This window comes from Planctobacterium marinum, assembly GCF_036322805.1.
GTDB lineage: Bacteria > Pseudomonadota > Gammaproteobacteria > Enterobacterales > Alteromonadaceae > Planctobacterium > Planctobacterium marinum_A.
This window is the reverse complement of record NZ_AP027272.1, coordinates 1,512,824-1,533,263: the sequence shown is the minus strand read 5'-3', so window position 1 is coordinate 1,533,263 and position 20,440 is coordinate 1,512,824. Positions and strand designations below refer to the sequence as shown.

17 protein-coding genes are annotated in these 20,440 nt (G+C 46.0%); 7 read left to right on the top strand and 10 right to left on the bottom strand.

Annotated features, from left to right (window positions below; all coding sequences use genetic code 11):
• The first annotated feature begins 67 nt into the window (after nt 1–67).
• Both AABA75_RS06830 and AABA75_RS06825 read left to right on the top strand, forming a co-directional pair.
• Nucleotides 68–2,434 (top strand): putative bifunctional diguanylate cyclase/phosphodiesterase, encoded by a 2,367-nt coding sequence (locus tag AABA75_RS06830; protein WP_338291820.1) that lies wholly within the window; start codon nt 68–70, stop codon nt 2,432–2,434.
• 41 nt (nt 2,435–2,475) lie between these two features.
• Nucleotides 2,476–3,675: a methyltransferase gene (locus AABA75_RS06825; protein WP_338291819.1), complete on the top strand. Its 1,200-nt coding sequence runs from the start codon at nt 2,476–2,478 to the stop codon at nt 3,673–3,675.
• Here AABA75_RS06825 and AABA75_RS06820 read toward each other — a convergent pair.
• The 5 genes from AABA75_RS06820 to tkt all read right to left on the bottom strand — a co-directional run bounded on the left by AABA75_RS06820 (nt 3,672) and on the right by tkt (nt 9,946).
• Entirely contained in the window at nt 3,672–4,448 is a 777-nt protein-coding gene (locus tag AABA75_RS06820; RefSeq protein WP_338291818.1) for a DUF481 domain-containing protein, read from the bottom strand. The two genes, AABA75_RS06825 and AABA75_RS06820, sit on opposite strands and share 4 nt — an antisense overlap.
• 151 nt (nt 4,449–4,599) lie before the next feature.
• Nucleotides 4,600–5,499, bottom strand: coding sequence for a fructose bisphosphate aldolase (locus AABA75_RS06815; RefSeq protein WP_338291817.1), 900 nt, complete (start codon nt 5,497–5,499; stop codon nt 4,600–4,602).
• Nucleotides 5,500–5,606: 107 nt separating this feature from the next.
• Nucleotides 5,607–6,782 carry a phosphoglycerate kinase gene (locus tag AABA75_RS06810; RefSeq protein WP_338291815.1) on the bottom strand — a complete coding sequence of 392 codons (1,176 nt, stop codon included), beginning with the start codon at nt 6,780–6,782 and terminating at the stop codon, nt 5,607–5,609.
• 53 nt (nt 6,783–6,835) lie between these two features.
• Nucleotides 6,836–7,840, bottom strand: a complete 1,005-nt coding sequence (epd, locus tag AABA75_RS06805) for an erythrose-4-phosphate dehydrogenase (protein ID WP_338291814.1) — start codon at nt 7,838–7,840, stop codon at nt 6,836–6,838.
• A 111-nt stretch (nt 7,841–7,951) separates the two neighbouring features.
• The gene (gene tkt / locus AABA75_RS06800; RefSeq protein WP_338291813.1) at nt 7,952–9,946 is read right to left on the bottom strand and encodes a transketolase; all 1,995 of its coding nucleotides are present in this window, start codon (nt 9,944–9,946) and stop codon (nt 7,952–7,954) included.
• 391 nt (nt 9,947–10,337) lie between these two features.
• On the opposite strand from tkt, the gene metK reads away from it, so the two are divergent.
• Together metK and AABA75_RS06790 are read left to right on the top strand one after the other, a co-directional pair.
• A complete protein-coding gene (gene metK / locus AABA75_RS06795; protein WP_338291812.1) occupies nt 10,338–11,489 on the top strand; it encodes a methionine adenosyltransferase in 1,152 nt (383 codons plus the stop codon).
• Between the two features lie 93 nt (nt 11,490–11,582).
• The gene (locus tag AABA75_RS06790) at nt 11,583–12,383 is read left to right on the top strand and encodes a M48 family metallopeptidase (RefSeq protein ID WP_338291811.1); all 801 of its coding nucleotides are present in this window, start codon (nt 11,583–11,585) and stop codon (nt 12,381–12,383) included.
• A 14-nt stretch (nt 12,384–12,397) separates the two neighbouring features.
• Here the strand turns inward: AABA75_RS06790 and AABA75_RS06785 are convergent, their stop codons facing one another.
• Both AABA75_RS06785 and AABA75_RS06780 read right to left on the bottom strand, forming a co-directional pair.
• Nucleotides 12,398–13,441, bottom strand: a complete 1,044-nt coding sequence (locus AABA75_RS06785) for an ABC transporter permease (protein ID WP_338291810.1) — start codon at nt 13,439–13,441, stop codon at nt 12,398–12,400.
• A complete protein-coding gene (locus AABA75_RS06780; RefSeq protein WP_338291809.1) occupies nt 13,438–14,325 on the bottom strand; it encodes an ABC transporter ATP-binding protein in 888 nt (295 codons plus the stop codon). The genes AABA75_RS06785 and AABA75_RS06780 overlap by 4 nt, the downstream gene beginning before the upstream one ends.
• Before the next feature lie 82 nt (nt 14,326–14,407).
• On the opposite strand from AABA75_RS06780, the gene AABA75_RS06775 reads away from it, so the two are divergent.
• Entirely contained in the window at nt 14,408–15,136 is a 729-nt protein-coding gene (locus AABA75_RS06775; protein ID WP_338291808.1) for a 16S rRNA (uracil(1498)-N(3))-methyltransferase, read from the top strand.
• A 19-nt stretch (nt 15,137–15,155) separates the two neighbouring features.
• Here the strand turns inward: AABA75_RS06775 and AABA75_RS06770 are convergent, their stop codons facing one another.
• The 3 genes from AABA75_RS06770 to AABA75_RS06760 form a co-directional block, all read right to left on the bottom strand.
• Complete coding sequence (locus AABA75_RS06770; protein ID WP_338291807.1) at nt 15,156–16,661, bottom strand: hypothetical protein; 1,506 nt, start codon at nt 16,659–16,661, stop codon at nt 15,156–15,158.
• Nucleotides 16,662–16,765: 104 nt separating this feature from the next.
• Nucleotides 16,766–17,410: a response regulator gene (locus AABA75_RS06765; protein WP_338291805.1), complete on the bottom strand. Its 645-nt coding sequence runs from the start codon at nt 17,408–17,410 to the stop codon at nt 16,766–16,768.
• A complete protein-coding gene (locus AABA75_RS06760) occupies nt 17,407–18,537 on the bottom strand; it encodes a sensor histidine kinase (RefSeq protein ID WP_338291803.1) in 1,131 nt (376 codons plus the stop codon). Before AABA75_RS06760 ends, AABA75_RS06765 begins: the two co-directional genes overlap by 4 nt.
• 132 nt (nt 18,538–18,669) lie before the next feature.
• Between AABA75_RS06760 and AABA75_RS06755 the strand changes: the two genes are divergently transcribed.
• Both AABA75_RS06755 and AABA75_RS06750 read left to right on the top strand, forming a co-directional pair.
• The gene (locus tag AABA75_RS06755; RefSeq protein ID WP_338291801.1) at nt 18,670–19,416 is read left to right on the top strand and encodes a hypothetical protein; all 747 of its coding nucleotides are present in this window, start codon (nt 18,670–18,672) and stop codon (nt 19,414–19,416) included.
• 36 nt (nt 19,417–19,452) lie between these two features.
• Nucleotides 19,453–20,397: a hypothetical protein gene (locus AABA75_RS06750; RefSeq protein ID WP_338291800.1), complete on the top strand. Its 945-nt coding sequence runs from the start codon at nt 19,453–19,455 to the stop codon at nt 20,395–20,397.
• Nucleotides 20,398–20,440: the final 43 nt, after the last annotated feature.

Genomic DNA, 20,440 nt, shown 5'->3' with positions numbered 1-20,440 from the left:
TCGGTACTATCATGCAGATTCTAATGCCGAAAAATCGCTGTTCTGATAAAAAACGAAAAATAACATCATGACTTCAACTTCATTTAACGGATTTAATTCCCTCAGAACCAGAATACTGCTGAACTTCTTGTTGATGCTGACTCTGGTGGTTCTCGTGACACTCTATACGGTACAGTCAGCCACTTACAAACACAGCACCGGTCAGTTGATGTCCTATGCGCAAACCTCAGCTAGCGTGGTGCAAGACAAGATTGAAAACCGTTCAATCTCGTTGCGTGATGCCCTTAACACCCTCAGCAAAGACTTTAGTTTCAAACAACTTATCGCCACCAGTGAAGATGACACTGCCAGCCTGTTATCCGCTCTGGAAAATTTTCAGGCACGAGCCGGCGCCGACATAGCATGGGTGCAAGATAAAGATGGGCGCAATATTGTCTCCAGTCCCGTATTACCCTCCCAGGATTTAAATATCGACGCCGCTAACTTCTTACCTGATGGCATTCATTGGCACAGTGTCGAAGGCACTGTGTATCTGGTGCGCTCCATGCCTGTTAAGTTTGTGGAAAGCTCACGCAATATTAATGCTTGGGTATTCATGGGTATCAAGGCCGAAAATCTGTTCAACGAACGCCTGATCAGCCTGACAGAGATGAACATGAGTCTGATTTTTATCGGGGCCGAGAATAGACTCGTTGCCACCACCCACGCTGCTGAAGAGGCTGAGTTTCTGGTACAGCAAACGATTTTAGTCAATGGCGAACTCAACCAATTCTCCGATGAACTCAGCCAATGGATATACATCGCCAGTGAACTGGGCAGATGGCGTGATATGCCTATGGAATTGGTCTTGAGCACAGTAGAAGACAAGGCTTATCTTTCGTACAACAGCCTTTTGGGACAGCTTATTTTCATTCTGGTGATTGCCGCTGTGATGGCGCTTGTGGCTGCAGCTTTGTTATCAAATGGCATCACCCGTCCGGTAACCCGTCTGGTGGATGTCGCCAATAAAATTCGCCAGGGCAAGTACGTTGAAGAGTTTCCGAAAGCCAGCACCAATGAAGTGGAGTCTCTATCTGGCGCTATACACTCAATGCAGGAAGGTATTAAAAAGCGTGAAGAAGAAATCCAATACCTGGCTTATTACGACTCTTTAACCCACCTGCCCAATCGCAACCAGTTTAAAAATCATCTGGCAGAAAATATTGCAGCACATCCTGACCGACAACTGGCAGTGTTGATGATGGACTTGGACCGCTTCAAAGAGATCAACGATACCATTGGCCATGAAGCCGGTGATCAGTTGCTCAAAGAAATTGCCAATCGCTTGAAAGCCTTTGCCTATGATGGCGTGTTTATCGCCCATATTGGCGGCGATGAGTTTGCCATTGTGGTTGAAGACATTACCGGACGAGATCCCAAAGCCGTGGCGGAAAATTTCTCAGGTTTGTTTGACCGTCCGTTTGTCATCGAGCAACTTTCTCTGGATGTAGATATCAGCATGGGTATTGCCACCTATCCGCAAGATGCGCAATCATCTGAAGGACTATTACAATGTGCGGATATTGCTCTGTACAGTTGTAAAGGAAAACACTTCCCCTACGCCATCTATCAGGACAGCTTAAACAAATACTCAGTGCAACGACTCAGCTTAATGTCGGAGTTGCGCGGCGCACTGGCAGAAGGCCAATTGCAACTGTTCTACCAGCCCAAATTAGCCATTAGTGAGCGTAAAATTACCACAGTCGAATGCCTGATCCGCTGGATACATCCAGTACATGGCTTTATTCCCCCGGATGAATTTATCCCCTTAGCAGAGCAAACGGGTGCCATCAGAGACGTCACCCATTGGGGTCTGCGCGTTGCTTTCAAACAATACAAACAGTGGCAAGAACTGGGTTATGACATCGGCATGGCGGTAAACATTTCCGCTATCGATCTGGTAGATATGCAATTGCCCACCTATGTTGCCGAGTTGATGTCGGAATTTGATGTGGACAATACCATGCTCACTTTGGAGGTCACCGAGAGCGCGGTAATGTCTGATCCGGAAAGTGCCTTAAAGGCCCTCAATACCCTCAGACGCATGGGCATTACCCTGTCGATCGATGATTTTGGAACGGGTTACTCTTCCATGGCCCAACTTAAAAAAATGCCAGTGGATGAACTGAAAATCGATAAGGCTTTTGTGCTGGATCTAGCCAAAAGTGAAGACGATAAAATCATGGTCAGAACACTGATGTCACTGGCGCAAAACCTCGGATTAAAAACCGTCGCCGAAGGTGTTGAAGATGGTGAAACACTGAAGTTTTTACAGGAAGTGGGATGCACCAAAGCACAGGGATTTTATATGAGTCGCCCGTTACCCGCGGACAAATTCAACGACTGGCTAAAAGACTTCAATGCTGATGACTTTTATCTTGATTCAAGCAAGTAGATTTGCCCTAACTCTGATAAAGCACCAGTGACGGTTATCTTGTGAGCCAATCGCATCAACACCGCTTTCAAGCCTTAACCGCATCACTTGAGAAATTTGCGCCGATTTGGCGCACCTCTGCATTCAAAAATCAAAGGCCACAATGGACTTTGCAATACCCGCAGTTGGCCGATTCATTACTTGAGTTAAGTGATGAACAACTGCGTACACTAGAGCACTCACCAGAACAACTGCACGGATTCTTGCATACTCATTTAGCTGAATACGGGTCGCTGTTAGCCGCCATTCAACTACCCAAAAATTCCAGAACAATTACTCCGCCCAAGTTCTCAGATATCGGTATTCCCGGTAGAAAATGGCAACAGATTCTCGCCTTTTTGGCAACGCCCCACACAAATTCATGTAGCACTACGAACCTTGAACTAGTGGATTGGTGCGCGGGTAAAGCTCACCTTGGGAGAGTTGCAGCGCTCATCAGACATACCCCATTAACAGCTATTGAATATAACTCAGCACTGTGCGAAGAAGGTTTGAAACTGGCACAAAAGTCCCAGACGAAGGCGGAATTTATCTGTGCAGATGTCTTAAGTAGTCGTATTGAGTTCAGTAGTAATCAGGAAGTTATGGCACTGCATGCCTGTGGCGACTTGCATAGAAAACTGTTAGCGAACTGGAAGCAAAGTGATTCGGCAAAGTTAGTGCTCGCGCCTTGTTGCTACGAAAAGTGGTTAAAGGATGATTATTTTCCCCTTTCCACGCAGGGAATTGAGCACAACTTAAACTTAACCCCGGCAATGGTTAAATTGGCCATGCAAGAGACTGTAACAGCTCCAGAGCGTGAGCAAATACTGCGACATAAACTGCAAACAGCCAGATTGGCTTTTGATATTTTACAGCGACAAGTAAGAGGCGTTGATGAGTATTGGCAAACACCGTCACTAGCGTTAAGCAAAGCCCATTTACCTGTTGAGGAGCTGGTACAACTGATGGCACAACACAAAGGACTCAGCTTACCAGCAGAGGTGAACTATATAGAGTTGCAGTGTTCAGCAAACACGCGTTATCAACAATCCCGTCGCTTAGGACTGGCCGCTCAAGGTTTCAGACGGGCTTTGGAATTGTGGCTGGTGAGCGACTTAGCCTTATACCTGGAGCAAGATGATATTCTGGTTGAACTGCACGAGTTTTGTGAGCGCAGCCTGACCCCGAGGAACATCCAGTTAACCGCTTTCAGACGTTAGAAAAAGTTATACACCAAGGTAACTGCGGTTTCGGTATCCAGGTTCTCCGCTCCCTCTTCCACTTCAGTATTGTGGTTGAGGATTACCGACACCTTCATAGACATTGAGCCATTTATCTTGGCTGACACCGATGATTCCGAGCGTGACTTAGTATTCAGGGAGCCGATCTCCGTGCTGAGGATCTGTTTGATATTGGCATTTTTAGATATCTTCCAACCATAATCCAGTTGCCCACGTAAGATCATACCACTGGCATCTTCACCTTCCTGTAACTCCTGGAAGGCATACCCGGGACCAATACTGTAGGTAAAGTGGCTGTTCGGCTTTTTAAACCACTGACTGCTCCAGCCTGCAGCTATTGTGGCCTGATATTCGAAACTGCTAAAGCGCGCATCTTCATAAGATGCAAAAGCGAATAATCTATTGTCAGGATCAGTGAGTTTGTAATTGGCCTGACTGGAAATGAAAAAGCGCTGTGCCGTGGTTTGTGTTTCTTCATACTCTTCGCCCGTAGCATCGTCCACTAACATCACGTCGTCCTGGCGATACAGTGCTTCGATCACATAGTCATTACTCCAGTCCTGCATTTCATGATGAGAACGTAAAGAGCCTTTGAAAGAGGTGGTCTGGGTGTTTCCGCCACTAAAAATAGAGCCAAATTCGCCTTCTAAGGTAAAGTCTTTTTGCTCTTCTTCAGATACGCTCCCCGAAGCGCCAACCGAGCCTGATAAAACACTGAGAAAAATTGTAAAAGCAAAATTTGTTATTTTCATAGCCTACCCTTTTTTGCGGGCCGCATTTTAAGTGAAGCAAAATGGGAAGTCTAGACGTCTGAAAACGTATTCAATGGTTATTTAAGGAGAGTATGAAAACGACAACATGAAGCGGGCAACAAAGTTACCCGCCGACATAAAAACAAGATGTTTAGGTGCGAGAAGCGGCGAAAATCGCTTCGATGGAATCACCCAACATTTGATTAAATTCTGCATCGGATTGCTGCGCTGATAACCCTTGTGCCAAAGCACGAGAGAAACTGGCTATCATGCCGTGATTGCGGGCGATAATGGCATTGGCGTCATCGCGGGAATAACCACCCGACAGCGCCACCACGCGAACCACGTTTTTGTGCTCCATCAACACCTTGTAGAAATTATCTTCAGAGGGCAATGTAAGCTTCAACATGATCAATTCATCATCCGCTAAACCATCCAATTGCTTCTGAATTTCATCACGCATGATGGCTTCGGCTTGGGCTTTTTCTGGAGAGTGAATATCCACTTCTGGCTCAACAATTGGCACTAAGCCTTTAGCACAGATTTGCTTGGCTACTTCAAACTGTTGCGCTACCACATCCGCAATACCTTGTGGGTTGGCCAGCTTGATAACAGAGCGCATTTTGGTACCAAAAACGCCTTGAGCAACGGCTTTATCCAATAGTGCATCCAGTTCTGGCATAGGCTTCATCACCTGCACGCCATTGGCTTCATCCGCTAAGCCTTTGTCCACTTTCAGAAATGGAACAACTTGCTTGTTTTCCCACAAATAGGCTGCACTCATTTTGCCCTCAATCTGACGATCAAGGGTATTCTCAAACAAAATCGCGCCTAACACTTTATCACCTGTAAATGCAGGACTGGTGATGATACGGGTACGCATAGCATGCACTGTGTCAAACATCTCCTCGTCATTGCTGTAAGCGCTTTCTGCAACGCCGTATTGCAACAGCGCTTTAGGGGTGCTTCCGCCACTTTGATCAAGGGCTGCGATAAATCCGTCAGTGTCACTGACTTTTTTCAACATTTCAGCGTTGGCTGGTAAAGCCATCGTAATTTCTCCTGAGTGCGAGCCTGTGCTAACGCCGCCAGACTCATAGGGTTACAGTGGAAAATATCCTGTTCTTATTATTTTTTCCGTTTATTTTTTTAGTGCGCTTAACTAGCGCGTTTTTCTAACATCGCAACGGCTGGTAGGACCTTGCCTTCAAGGAATTCCAGGAACGCGCCGCCTCCCGTTGAGATATAAGATATTTTATCGGCGATATTGTACTTGTCTACAGCCGCTAGCGTATCACCGCCACCGGCGATAGAAAACGCATCACTATTGGCGATTGCCAACGACAGCGCTTTAGTACCTTCACCAAACTGGTCAAACTCAAAAACGCCTACCGGACCGTTCCACACGATAGTACCGGCAGACTTGATCAACTCAGCCAAACGCGCAGCAGTTTCAGGGCCAATATCAAAGATCATATCGCCATCTTCCACCTGCTCCACATCTTTAAGGTGGGCCGCCGCATCTTCTGCGAATTTATCACCGACGATAACATCTACCGGTACCGGAATATCGCCTCCATTGGCTTGTGCATTTTCCAACAGTCGATTAGCTTCCGGGATAAGATCAGCTTCGTATAAGGATTTGCCAACGTTGTGACCTTGAGCCGCTATAAAGGTATTGGCAATACCACCGCCAACGATCAGCTGATCCACTTTACTGGACAACGAATCCAGTACCGTCAGTTTAGTAGAAACTTTTGAGCCACCGACAATTGCCAAAAGTGGTTTTGCAGGATTGTGCAATGCTTTGCCTAGCGCTTCCAGTTCAGCCGCTAACAATGGACCTGCACAGGCAACAGGTGCGTATAAACCCGCACCATGAGTAGACGCCTGGGCTCTGTGGGCAGTACCGAAGGCATCCATTACATAAATATCACACAGTGCTGCATATTGCTTGGCGAGAGCTTCATCATCTTTTTTCTCACCCACATTGAAGCGCACATTTTCCAGCACCACCAATTCGCCTAGTGCCACTTCCACACCGTTTAAGTAGTCTTTCTCCAGACGAACATCATTACTCAAAGCATTTGTCAGATAATCGACGACGGGCTGTAAGCTGAATGCATCTTCGTATTGTCCTTCAGTTGGGCGTCCCAGGTGGGACATAACCATCACCTTTGCGCCAGCATTCAAAGCATGCTCGATAGTAGGTAGTGCAGCTCTTAATCGCGCATCAGAAGTAACTTTGCCGTCTTTCACGGGTACGTTCAAATCTTCGCGAATCAAAACGCGTTTTCCGGCTAAATCAAGATCAGTCATCTTAATTATGGACATGCTAGTTTCTCCAAATTTTGTGTTTTCTTTTCAAATTTATATTGGTTATTCGTCTATTGCATCATTGCCAGGCTGGTATCCAGCATACGATTAGCAAAACCCCATTCGTTATCACACCATACCAAGGTTTTCACTAATTTTTTATGACTGACTCGGGTTTGTGAGCCGTCTACAATGCAGGAATGGGGATCGTGATTAAAATCACATGACACCAGAGGTTCTTCGGTGTAGGACAAGATCCCTTCTAATCGACCAATGCGAGCAGATTCCAACGCGGCATTGACGGTTTTGATACTCACTTCCTGACTTAGCGTTACACTTAAATCCATAGCGGTAACATTGATGGTAGGTACACGAACAGCAATCGCTTCAAAGCGTCCAGCAAATTTTGGCAAGATGCGTTCAACCCCCAAAGCCAACTTGGTGTCGACGGGAATAATAGACTGTGAGGCAGCCCGAGTACGGCGCAAATCGGGATGATAAGCATCAATAACCTGCTGATCGTGCATGGAAGAGTGAATAGTGGTTATGGTGCCACTTTCCACCCCAAAGTGGTCATCTAAAACCTGAATCACTGGTACAATACAATTGGTGGTACATGAACCATTGGAAACGATGCGATGTTCTTTTTCTAACAGGTTATCATTGATACCGAAAATAACGGTGGCGTCCATATCGGCTTTACAAGGCTGTGAAAACAAGACTTTTTTAGCGCCAGCGGCCAGATGTTTCTCACCATCTTCTCGCTCGCCAAACTCACCAGTGCATTCCAGCACCAGGTCGACATTGAGCTCACGCCAGGGCAAGTCTTCTATTTTAGCTGAATTCAGCAACTGGATATCTCTGCCCGCTACATTGAGGGTGCGATTGTGCAGCGTAACGGGAAATTTGAATCTACCGTGGGAGGTATCATACTTTAAAAGATGGGCGATACCTTCTGGTTCAGCCAGTTCGTTAATGGCGACAATTTCAATGATGGCATCCCGACCTGACTCATAAAGCGCCCTTAGTACGTTCCTGCCTACCCGACCAAAACCATTTATGGCCACTCGTATCATTTTGATTCCTGAATTACCCCTTTTAAAAAACGGGGCAAGTCTACCTTATTTGCAATAAAAAAGCAGGTCCGAAGGCCTGCTTTCTATGATTATGTCGCTATAAGAAATCTCTTACAGAATTTCTTGTGCGGCGGCAACGACAGCTTCACTGGTAATATTGAAATGTTTAAACAGCTCACCAGCAGGTGCTGATTCACCGAAAGTATCCATACCAACAACTTTGCCGTTCAAACCAACAAAGCGATACCAGTAATCTTTAATCCCCGCTTCAACAGCAACACGCTTGGCAACCGCAGCAGGTAATACTGATTCTTGATAAGCAGCGTCTTGCGCAAGGAATACATCTGTAGATGGCATCGAAACAACGCGTACTTTAGTGCCGCTTTCAGCAAGTGTATTGGCCGCATTAACCGTTAATTCTACTTCAGAGCCCGTTGCAAGTAAGATCACGTCTGGTGTGCCTGCACAGTCTTGCAACACATAACCGCCTTTAGCGATAGCTGCAACTTGTTCTGGTGTGCGCTCCATTTGAGTCAAGCCTTGACGACTGAAGATAAGTGAGCTTGGGCCTTCCTGACGCTCAATCGCAGCCTTCCAGGCAACCGCAGACTCAACCTGGTCACAGGGACGCCAGTTCATCAAATTCGGTGTTAAACGCATTGAAGCCAGTTGCTCAACAGGCTGGTGCGTAGGACCATCTTCACCCAATCCAATAGAATCATGGGTGTATACGAAAATCGCTGGTACCTTCATTAATGCCGCCATACGCACCGCATTACGGGCATATTCCATAAACATCAAGAAAGTGGCACCGTAAGGCTTAAAGCCACCGTGCAAAGCAATACCATTCATAATGGCAGACATACCGAATTCACGCACGCCATAATACAAATAGTTACCACTGGCGTCGTCTGCACTAACACCCTTGCTGCCTGACCAGATTGTCAGGTTAGAGCCTGCCAGGTCAGCGGAGCCACCTAACAGCTCAGGTAAAATTGGACCATAAGCATTCAGGGCGTTTTGCGAAGCTTTGCGACTTGCGATGGTAGCAGGGTTAGCCTGTAAATCGGCAATGTAAGCATCAGCCTGCTCTTGCCAATCCGCTGGTAACTCGTTATTTAAACGACGCAGCAGTTCCTTGGCTAATTCTGGATGAGCGGCTTCATAAGCGGCAAACTTTTCATTCCATGCGGCTTCCTTTTCGTTACCTTGCTCAGTGGCATTCCACTGCTCGGCGATATCCGCAGGAATTTCAAAGGCTGGCGCATCCCAATCTAAACGCTTGCGAGTTAATGCGATTTCATCATCACCCAGTGGCGCGCCGTGACAAGACTCTTGTCCTTCTTTATTGGGCGAACCAAAACCGATAATGGTTTTACAACAAATCAATGTAGGCTTGTCTGATTCTGCTTTTGCCGCGTCAATTGCCGCACTAATTTGCTCAGGATCGTGACCATCTACACCGCGCACAACGTGCCAACCATAGGCCTCAAAACGCGCTGGTGTATCATCGGTAAACCAACCTTCTACTTCACCATCGATAGAGATGCCGTTGTCATCCCAGAAAGCAACCAGTTTGCCCAAGCCCAATGTGCCAGCCAATGAACATGCCTCGTGAGAGATACCTTCCATCAGGCACCCGTCACCTAAAAACACATAAGTATTGTGATCAATAATGTCGTGGTCTTTGCGATTGAACTGTGCAGCCAGCACTTTTTCAGCAATCGCCATACCAACGGCGTTAGTTATGCCCTGTCCCAGTGGACCGGTTGTGGTTTCAATCCCTGGTGCATAACCGTATTCGGGATGGCCGGGAGTTTTAGAATGCAGCTGGCGGAAATTTTTCAGCTCTTCAATAGGAAGATCGTAGCCAGTCAGGTGTAACAACGAATAGATAAGCATTGAACCGTGACCATTGGACAGCACAAATCGGTCTCTGTTGGCCCAGTCTGGATTCGCAGGGTTGTGCTGCAAATAATCTCCCCATAGTACCTGGGCGATATCTGCCATACCCATTGGGGCACCCGGATGACCTGATTTCGCCTGTTGTACGGCGTCCATACTCAATGCACGAATGGCATTGGCTAATTCTCTACGCGTTGGCATTGTTACTCCTGTTTGCAAGGTATAGTACCGCTTACACAGCGGTTTCGGATGCATATTCTGGCTTAGGCGCTTGTGTGATGCAATCATATTCCCCAATCAATTCCGTTTTCCATATTACTTTTATTTCTAGTTCGGGAGATAAATACGACGGAGAGTCTAGTCTAAAGAAAAAAATGGGCTAAACAATGAGATTGAACGTACTCAGATTTTCATTACTTTTTTGCCAAAAAAGAGGAAAGAAAAACTTTTAAAAGAAATAATACTATGAAAATCAGAACCTTAAATATAGACATTTAGACGTCTAGAAGTAAATAATAGCTTTTTTCTCATTTTCCATTACACTATGCAACGTTCATAGATAGAAACATTAACGACAGAATCAGGAATCCCTATGACCAGACACCTTTTCACCTCAGAGTCCGTCTCTGAAGGTCATCCGGATAAGATCGCGGATCAAATTTCAGACGCGGTGTTGGATGCGATAATAAAACAAGATCCCAAAGCCCGAGTGGCGTGTGAAACCTACGTAAAAACCGGTATGGTCATGGTAGGTGGCGAAGTCACCACATCAGCATGGGTAGACATCGAAGAACTCACTCGTAAAACAGTGCGCGAAATTGGTTATATTCACTCAGATATGGGCTTTGACGCCGATAGCTGCGCCGTAATGAATACCATCGGCAAACAATCTCCCGATATCAACCAGGGTGTTGACCGTACGCGACCAGAAGACCAAGGTGCCGGTGACCAGGGTTTGATGTTTGGCTATGCCAGTAATGAAACCGATGTTTTGATGCCTGCCCCTATCACTTACGCACACCGTCTGGTGAAAAAGCAATCAGAAGTGCGTAAAAACAAAGTCCTTCCATGGTTGCGCCCGGATGCTAAGAGTCAGGTGACTTTTGCTTATGAAAACGGTAAGCCTGTGGGCATCGATGCTGTAGTATTGTCTACTCAGCACAGCGAAGCCGTAAACCTGAAAGACTTGCAAGAAGCGGTGATGGAAGAAATCATCAAGCCAGTTTTACCGGCTGAGTGGCTGAACGCTGACACCAAATATTTTATCAACCCTACCGGCCGATTCGTGATCGGCGGACCGATGGGCGATTGTGGCTTAACAGGCCGTAAAATCATTGTGGATACATACGGTGGCATGGCCCGCCATGGAGGTGGTGCCTTCTCTGGTAAAGATCCATCTAAGGTAGACCGCTCTGCAGCTTATGCGGGTCGATATGTCGCTAAAAATATCGTTGCTGCAGGCCTTGCCGATAAATGTGAGATTCAGGTTTCCTACGCCATCGGTGTCGCTGAACCTACTTCTATCAGCATTGATACCTTTGGTACTGGTAAAATTGCCGATGATAAGCTCACCGACTTGATAAAAGCGCATTTTGATTTGCGCCCTTACGGCTTAATTAAAATGCTGGACCTGGAGCAGCCTATTTATCAAGCGACAGCCGCTTATGGTCACTTTGGTAGAGATAGCTTCCCATGGGAGGCTACCGACAAAGCAGAAGAGTTGCGCAGTGCCGCAGGTCTGTAAAATGAAATAGTATTTAAAAGGCTCCACAACGGAGCCTTTTTTATTTGACGACTGTGGTTATAATTGGATTATCAATGTGCACGGAGCCAATTTATGTCCTTTAAAAAACTCGCAGCAGCCATCCTCATCAGCAGTGTTCTGCTTTCTTGTGCCAAGTCCCCTACCGGTCGCAACACGATTAAGCTGTATTCCTCTGCGCAATTAAATCAAATGGGAAACCAGGCATTTGCCACCCTTAAAGCAGATGCCAAAATCGCCAAAGAGCCTGTGCAAAACAATTATGTTAATTGTGTCGCTGATAAAATTATTGCGCAGGTTCCTGAAGAGACCTTCCCCGGCGAATGGGAAGTAGTGGTTTTCGAAGATGAGCAAATCAATGCATTTGCCCTGCCCGGCGGTAAAATTGGTATTTACACCGGCATACTCAAAGTAGCCAAAAATCAACATCAACTGGCGGCAATCATCGGACACGAAGTAGGCCATGTTATCGCAGAGCACGGTAACGAGAGAATGTCCCAAAGCACCTTAGTGGGTGTGGGTATGGAAGTGACGAATCAGTTACTCTCCAACAATCAAGTGGCTTATAACCAGGAAATCATGGCAGCGATAGGTTTAGGCGTGCAAGTGGGGCTGCAATTGCCATTTAGCCGCACCCATGAATCTGAAGCCGACTATATCGGTTTAGATTTAATGGCTAAAGCCGGTTTTAAACCCAGCGAATCAGTGAAACTCTGGGAAAATATGGATAAGGCTTCAGGCGGTGAACGCCCGATGGAGTTTTTATCTACTCACCCTGCCCCCACTACCCGTATCAAACAACTGCAGCAAAATATGGCTAATGCTGAAGTGTTATACAAACTGGCACCCGAAAAGGCCAACTGTCCGGTCAGCTAATGTCTTGAGACGGGCTAACGCCCGTCCCCTTCCCATCTAAACAATAAGGCACTTAAACACAAAAACACCGCAGTCATCAGCAACAAACTCACAAGCGAGGTGTGTAACTCCCATAAACGGGTACCGTCCGTCATAATGCTGCGCGCACCATCCACTATATGTGTAAGAGGTAGTAACTGTGCGATAGATTGCAGCCACTGGGGCGCACCTTCTAACGAAAACCAGACACCAGATAAAATCATCATGGGCCAGGTGACCAGATTTAATAATCCACCGGTGAGTTCTTCACTGCGACTGCGACTCGCCACCAGCAAGCCCAATGAAATCATACAAAGGGCGCCCAATATGGCAATCACCAGCAAATCAAACATTGAACCCAACATGTAAAAATCAAACATCCAGTCTGTAGCCAGGAACACACCAGCGGACATACAAACCACAATGAATAGCCTTGAGATCACCTGAGCCAGAATAAATTCAATGGGTTTCAATGGTGTGGCTTTCAGGCGCTTCAGCACGGACGCTTTGCGGTACCGCACAATTACGTACCCCACACCAAACAAACAGCTGAACATCATATTCATGCCTAATATACCTGGCACCACCCAGTCCAGGTAACGAATGGCTCGACCTTCAATAGTCAGTCGTTCATAACCGACACTATTTCCCAGTAGCAATTGCTCTACCGTGTATCCCTTTGGAGATGTCTCATTTACCCAATAGCGTTTCTGCTGAGGTGCCACAAATAAGTCAATTTTGTGTTTGCGTACACTTTCAATAGCTTGCGCAGTTTCAGTATAGGGAACAAATTCAATGTGTTTGAGTTGCAGAAACGCCTCGCTCTGCGCTTGCGACACCAAGGAGGTATCTTGCTGTAATACCCCCACCTTGAATTGGTAGTTATCTTGGTCGTTGAAAATAAAAGAAAAGCCCACCAGGATGAGCACCGGAAACGCGATATTCCAGCTAAGAGAAGACTTATCTCGAAAAAACTCCAGATTGCGCGCCTTGAACAAAGCATAAAAACGCGTCCACATGGCAGTTATTTTGTTGCTCATGCGCCTTCTCCTAGTTGTTGTCCGGTGAGCTTTAAAAACAAGTCATCCAGATTGGCAGATTTGACATGTAAGCCCTCAAGTGAAACGTGAGATTGCACCAGCAAAGCCAGTGCCTGTTCGACATTGTGAGTATTGATATCCCAGAATTCATGATTTTCTTTAGGCTGTAACTGAGTCTGCACCTCCTCCGTTAGCGGCTGCATCGGGATGCGAATTAATGCCCCGGAAAAATGCCGCTGCAATAACACACCTGGATGCCCTCTTTCGATGATTTTGCCTTTATCCATCAGTTCGATATGGTCACACAAGAATTCGGCTTCATCCATGTAATGAGTGGTTAAAACTACCGTTTTTCCTTTGCTTTTAATGGTTCTGATCAGGTCCCAAAAATTTCTTCTGGCATGTGGGTCGAGTCCGGTGGTTGGCTCGTCCAGGAACAGAATATCTGGATCGTTTACCAACGCCAGACCCAACAACAGTCTTTGCCGCTGACCACCTGATAGTTTTCGGTGATCTTGATGCAAAAAATCCTGTAACTGGCACAAAGCAATGATCTCCTGCTCATCCAGTCCTTGCTCATAAAAGCTGCGAAACAGACGCACCGTCTCACGGGTAGTTAAATAATCCTGCAATGCAGTGTTTTGAAATTGAATACCGATACGCTTTAATGATTCCCGGTTTAAAGGCTGGCCTTCAAACAATATCTCACCGGAATCGGGGGCACTGATACCTTCCATCATTTCAATCGTGGTGGATTTCCCTGCCCCATTTGGACCCAATAATCCAAAGCATTGGCCTCTTTTAACAGTAAAAGAAATCCCATCCACGGCTTTTATACCTTTGAAGGATTTCGTCAAATTGTTAACTTCGATTATTGTCGACACTCAACAACTCCTTTTTAAAGATAAGCATTTATCTGCAGGGGTAAATTCAATAAACTAGCCAAAACAGCCATTCCAGATTTACATGCGTATACCCAGAATATATTACCCCGACACTTTACAAACCGACACTCAAATTGCGTTACCAAAAGATTCAGCAATTCACATTAGCACCGTTTTGCGCCTCAAGCCGGGACACCCGATAGTCATGTTCAATGGCGATGGCAACGAATACAGTGGCGAAATTGTGGAAACCAGCAAAAGAGCCACAACAGTAGCTGTATCAGCCAAGCTAGGGATCTGTGTAGAGTCGCCGCTGAGCACGCACCTTGCGCAAGGTGTATCCAAAGGCGAGCGTATGGATTTAGTGATGCAAAAATCGGTGGAACTAGGTGTTACCGACATCACCCCTATCATTACCGAACGCTGCCCGGTGAAACTCAGCGAAGAACGCTGGCAAAAGAAGATTCAGCACTGGCAGAAAATTATCATTTCAGCCTGCGAGCAAAGTGGTCGCAACACCTTACCCACTTTACACCAACCCGTTAGCTTTCAGACTTGGGTACAACAATCCACAAATCAGTTGCGCTTGATGTTGCACCCACAAGCCAGTCAACGACTCAATCAACTGCGCCTGCCCACTGAGGGTGTTAGGCTGTTAATCGGACCCGAGGGCGGATTGTCGGATGCTGAGATCTATCAAGCTCGAGAATTCGGTTACGAAGAAGTACTAATGGGTCCAAGAATTCTGCGCACTGAAACGGCGGCGTTAGCGGCACTTGCCATCTTACAAGCCGGATTTGGTGACATTTAATTGGGGTATGGTTTAACCCTCAGACCGCCAGGTAGCGCCAGTATCGAGTGAGTCCTGACTCTTTGATCAGGCGGCGCATTTGCTTCTCAGTTTCTGGCGTCTCATCGTATTGGCTCAACAAGTCTTTAAATCTGACCAATGCTCGATAATGGCGACCACTTTGCCAGTGATTTAGGCCCAAATACTCAAGTCGAAACTTCAGTCGTTCTGGCGTCATTGAGGATCTCAGAACCACATCATTTAATATCAAAAATGAGATAAGTTCGGGAGAGACTTCAACTTTGGCCATCGATTGCTCCAGGCGTTCATGAATTTCTCTGGAAGCGTTGTGTTTCTCTAGTTTATTGGCCGCGAATAACAAGACATTGAGCTGCGAAATATCCAGCTTTTTCATTTGTACATAGAGCAATTCAAAAAGCTCTTCTGCTACCGCTTTGCCCTCATGTAACGCCATGCCTAATTCAAGAAACGGGGCGTAAGCTGAATACTTAAACTCGCCCTTTTGCCATATCCGATGATCCGCAAGCTCTTGAATCATCATATAAATATCCGGTTTTGACAGGCCGTCCAGATTGCCTGTTGCCAATGCAACGAAATATAACTTGGTTTTGGTAGCGACGAGATTACTGTAAAGCATGGAAGTCCTGGATGCGCGGCTCAAACGCCCATTGATAAAGGAAAGGGCTTTTTGTAATCCTTCGGCTTGCTGCAATAACAAAGCATAAGTTTGGGCATCATTGCCACGCAATTTCTCGGAGGGTAATCTCTGAAAGTGCCGAAGTGCGCTTCGATAATTGCGTTCGGATACACTCAGATAGGTCATCAGATAGACTCGTCCAAACAAAAACTGTTGTTTGCGTTCCGCCTCTGCGCACAATTCCCTTATGGCATCTTCCTGTCCGGTCACAGTGTTGATATAGGCCAGTTCTCTAAAGCGGCACGCTGGGTCGCGGATCTTGTCAGCTAATTTAAGGGCTAACTCCGGTTGTTTTGCTTGCATCAGTAATTGCAACTTCATCACCAGCAATTCATCGTCCACAATAGGGTCTTTGTATTTTGGTTTGATTTCCGTTACTTGTTTCACCAGCTCAGCAGGTGCCAACTTGTGTAACCTGGACAATATCGGCTTAAACAGTTTTATGGAAGTAATGGCGCGATAGATCAGATAGCGCATGGTCTGGAAATTAACCGGTAGATGAATAATCTCGGTTTGCAAATAACGGAAAATTGGGGCCGAAAGTCCGTAATTGTCATCTTCGCTGACAATGACGAATTTACACCAGTTGGGCACTAAATGGTCTCGCGTCAGAAAGCGAATAATATCGGGCGCAGATAGCCCATATCCGACATCAGCATTAATGAACACCAAGTCACAGGGCAGTGATTTATCACGGTTGAAAAGTTGCCTTGCGTCAGATTGCAACAACACATCAGGCTGACCTATTTGGGTCAGAATATCTTTGAACATGTTGCGATTTTGTAATGAGGGGTCGATGATTCGAATTTTCAGATCAAAAAATGCCAAGTCCTGTACCGCTAGTCAAAGATTTCCGCAAGCGACTATGCTAGGGGAAGTTAGCGTTTAGAGCAAGGCAAGTGTCATTATCCATTAGTCTTAAGCCAATGGTGCTAAATGATACCCCGCTCAATCGCTTTGAGCACTGCACGAGTGCGGTCTCGCACCCCCATTTTTGCTAATATGGCGGATACCTGATTTTTCACCGTACCTTGAGATTTGTGCATCGCCTCTGAAATCTCTCGATTACTGTAACCGGCGGCCATCAGGCGCAAAATTTCCTGCTCTTTCTCTGTCAATGGCTCCGGCTCTTCAAAACTCTCGAATTCCGTTTCCATACCTTGCAGGCCCTGTAATACTTTTTCAGTAATGCCAGGCTGAATCAGGGTTTTTCCCGCAGCGACATCTTTAATCCCCGACACCAAATGCTCCAACGAAACATCCTTGAGTAAATATCCCTTAGCTCCTGCCTGGATTGCGTCCAGCACGAGCTGGTGGTCATCGAAAGTGGTCAGCATCAATACCGGCGTGGTGATGTCTTCTGCCACCAAGGCTTTCACCGCTTCAATGCCGTTCATTTTTGGCATGCGGATATCCATCAAAATAACATCCGGTGTATGCTCTTTTACCTTATCAACAACCTGAGAGCCATCTTCAGCCTGCGCCACAACCTGAACCTCATCAGATAAAGCTAACAAACTGTGAATGCCTTGGCGCACCAACGTTTGATCATCCACCAGCAAAACACCTAAGCTCATAACGCCCCCTGAAATCTAACCACAGTACTAAACCCCTGTTCAGTGGCACTAAATTGAATTTTACCGCCCAAGGCCATTATGCGTTCTTTCATACCTGCCAGCCCATTACCGGGTTTTATCTCAGCATCTGGCTGACCGTTGTCTTGCATCGCCAATTGCAAACTGTTCTTTTCTCTGGATAAATGGATTTCAAACCGATCAGCACGACTGTGCTTAAGCGTATTGGTGAGACTTTCCTGAACGCAACGCAAAATGGTATCGGCCAGCTCAACATCATTGATATCCAGATTATCATCTAAGGTCAGGTTCACTTTCAATCTGGGCACTTCTTTAACTAGCGCTTCCAGGGCATCACGCAATTCAATTTTAGACTTTTCTCGTATCTCAGTGACGGTCTCCCGCACGTCAGACAACAATAACTTGGCAATAGCATAGCTCTTTTCAACTTGCTGTTTGGCAGCCCCTTCGCTTTGGTGCATGGCTACTTGCAAATTAATAGTTAATGCAGTCAGATGATGCCCCACCAAATCGTGGATATCTCGAGCTATTCTCACCCGCTCAGATTGGCGAGTGGCCTCCTTCAACAAACTTTGGGCAGCCATTAATTCGCGATTTAATTGCTCACTGGCCTCTTTGGCGAGCGTTTCCTGAATCCACGAATTAACCATGGTGACAGTAAACAAGCAGAGCATCCAATACAAGGCTGACGAAATCACCATATAGTTATAGTCCCAGTGCCAGGTGAAGATGCCATAGAAAACAAACATCAAAACTGGCGTTACCGCTACCGCTTTGCCAAGGCTCATAAAGTGCAGCAAATTACCGCACCAAATTCCCAATAAAATTGCGATAAAGGTATAAGGCAAAGTGAAAAACAAGGCAAAAAGTAGCAACAACTGTAATACAACAGCCAGCAAAAACATGTTATCAGCTAACGGTGCTTCCCGTTCCGTAGTTATCCACTCTATTCCAAGAAAGCCCGCAAACAATAGGGCAGCCACCATAACTTGAGGCCAATCAGTCGGCTCCTGCTTGACAGTGAGGTAAGTCGCCACCAAGGCAACAGTTAAAATGGTGATATGGCCAATCAATCTGACTGCGCCAAACTTTTCAAAAAAATCTTTCATACGCTCATTCTGCCTCGAAATTGCAGACAACGATATAGGCCAAAAGTCATTTTCTAAAATCGTGACCTTTGGCACTGATGCGATGCACTGATAAATCTTATGATGGTCTCCGTTAATTCATCGGAGACTGATATGTTAACCCTTCATACTTTGACATTTTATCTACACATACTGGTTGGTAGCATGGCCTTATTGCTGGTCTGGGTACCCCTTACAGTTGAAAAAGGGCGACTCAATCACAGAAGATTTGGGCGCTACTACAACAACGCCATGTACCTTGTGTCTTTGTCTGGTGCAGTCATGGCATTGCTAGTACTGATAGACCCCATGATGATACATGGACACAGATTATCCAACCCGGCAAACGAACAACTATTTGTTGAGCGCATGAGGGTATTTTACAGCTTACTTCTCTATCTTAGCCTGTTGGTTTATTGCGGACTAAGGCACGGTGAAATCACTCTCAAAAGCAAACAAAACAAAAAGCTGTTGCGTGCAAAGTCCCACATTCTTAGCAATGCCTTGTTAGCAGCCACAAGTCCTGTGCTTTTTTATCTTGGTTGGCAAGAGTCAATGACTCTTCCCATGGTGTTTGCTGTGCTGGGCCTGGTTACGGGACTATCTAATATTAAATATTGTTTGTCCGACGAAACCATTGGCAATACCTGGCTGCGAGAGCACATTAGCGCCCAACTGGGTACTGCCATTGGTGCATACACCGCATTTCTGGCGTTTGGCGGTAGGACCATTTTTGAAAATGCCGGTGAATGGCGCTTAATATTCTGGATTGCACCAGGTGTTGTAGGTGCCATCGCCATCAGAAAACTTTGTCAAAAATATGCCCCTGTTCAGGGAACCAAGATTGCAAGCCGTGTCTAACCAAACGGGAATACATTTATTAAGGGAATCCACCAGATGAAAAATTTATTGTTTATAGCCTTACTTTTAACTTCAACGCAGACCATAGGTGCCACGCTGGAGGAAGCCATCAACCATTATGAGTACATGCAGGATGACAAGGCATTGTCGATTCTTAAGGGGATCAATACAGCGGAATCTGCCGCCTATCAAACCAAAATTTTAATGGAGCGGGACCTGGATGATGCCGAGGAATTTATCGAACAAGCGATAGAATCCTTCCCCGATTCAGCCGAACTACAATTTCTACGAGGACGGGTGATGGGACAGCAAGCCGGCAATGCTATTTTTTCCGCACTTAGCTATGCAGAAAAATCGCAACAAAGTTTTGCCAAAGCCGTTGAAATGGCTCCGGATAACGTTGAGTACAATATGGGCTTAATGATGTTTCACCTCAACGCCCCTTCGATAGCGGGAGGCGACATAAAAATCGCTAAATCACAGGCAGAAAAAATTTATAAATTAGATAAAGAAAGAGGCTTACTGGCACAACTTAGATTGATCAGGGTAAGCGATAGCGATAACAAGGAGGAGCAGTTGCTCACCTTAGTTAATGCCAATCCAGAAACCGCCAGATTGCAGTTTGAACTGGCACAATGGTTTCAGCGAGAAGAAAAATATCAGGAAACATTTCCCCGCTATGAATTGGCATTACAAACTTTAGCTGAAGATGATGCAGAGCAGCGCTGCGCCATCTGGTATCAGTACGGAAAAACTGCAGGCCTGGCGGATAAAAACCATCAACAAGGTATTAACCACCTTGATAGCTATCTCAGTCAATGTGCCGTTACTCGTGGTATGCCAAGCAAGGAATGGGCGACCTTCAGAAGAGCCAATGTCATCGAACACCAAAACAAACCAGAAGCCATCAGTATTTATCGCAGCTTAAAAAGCACCTCTGATAAAGACCTTAAAAAGGCCCTGAAAAAGAAAAGAGTGTAAATGAGGAATAGATCTCGAGGTTGAATACAGTTGATTAACCAAG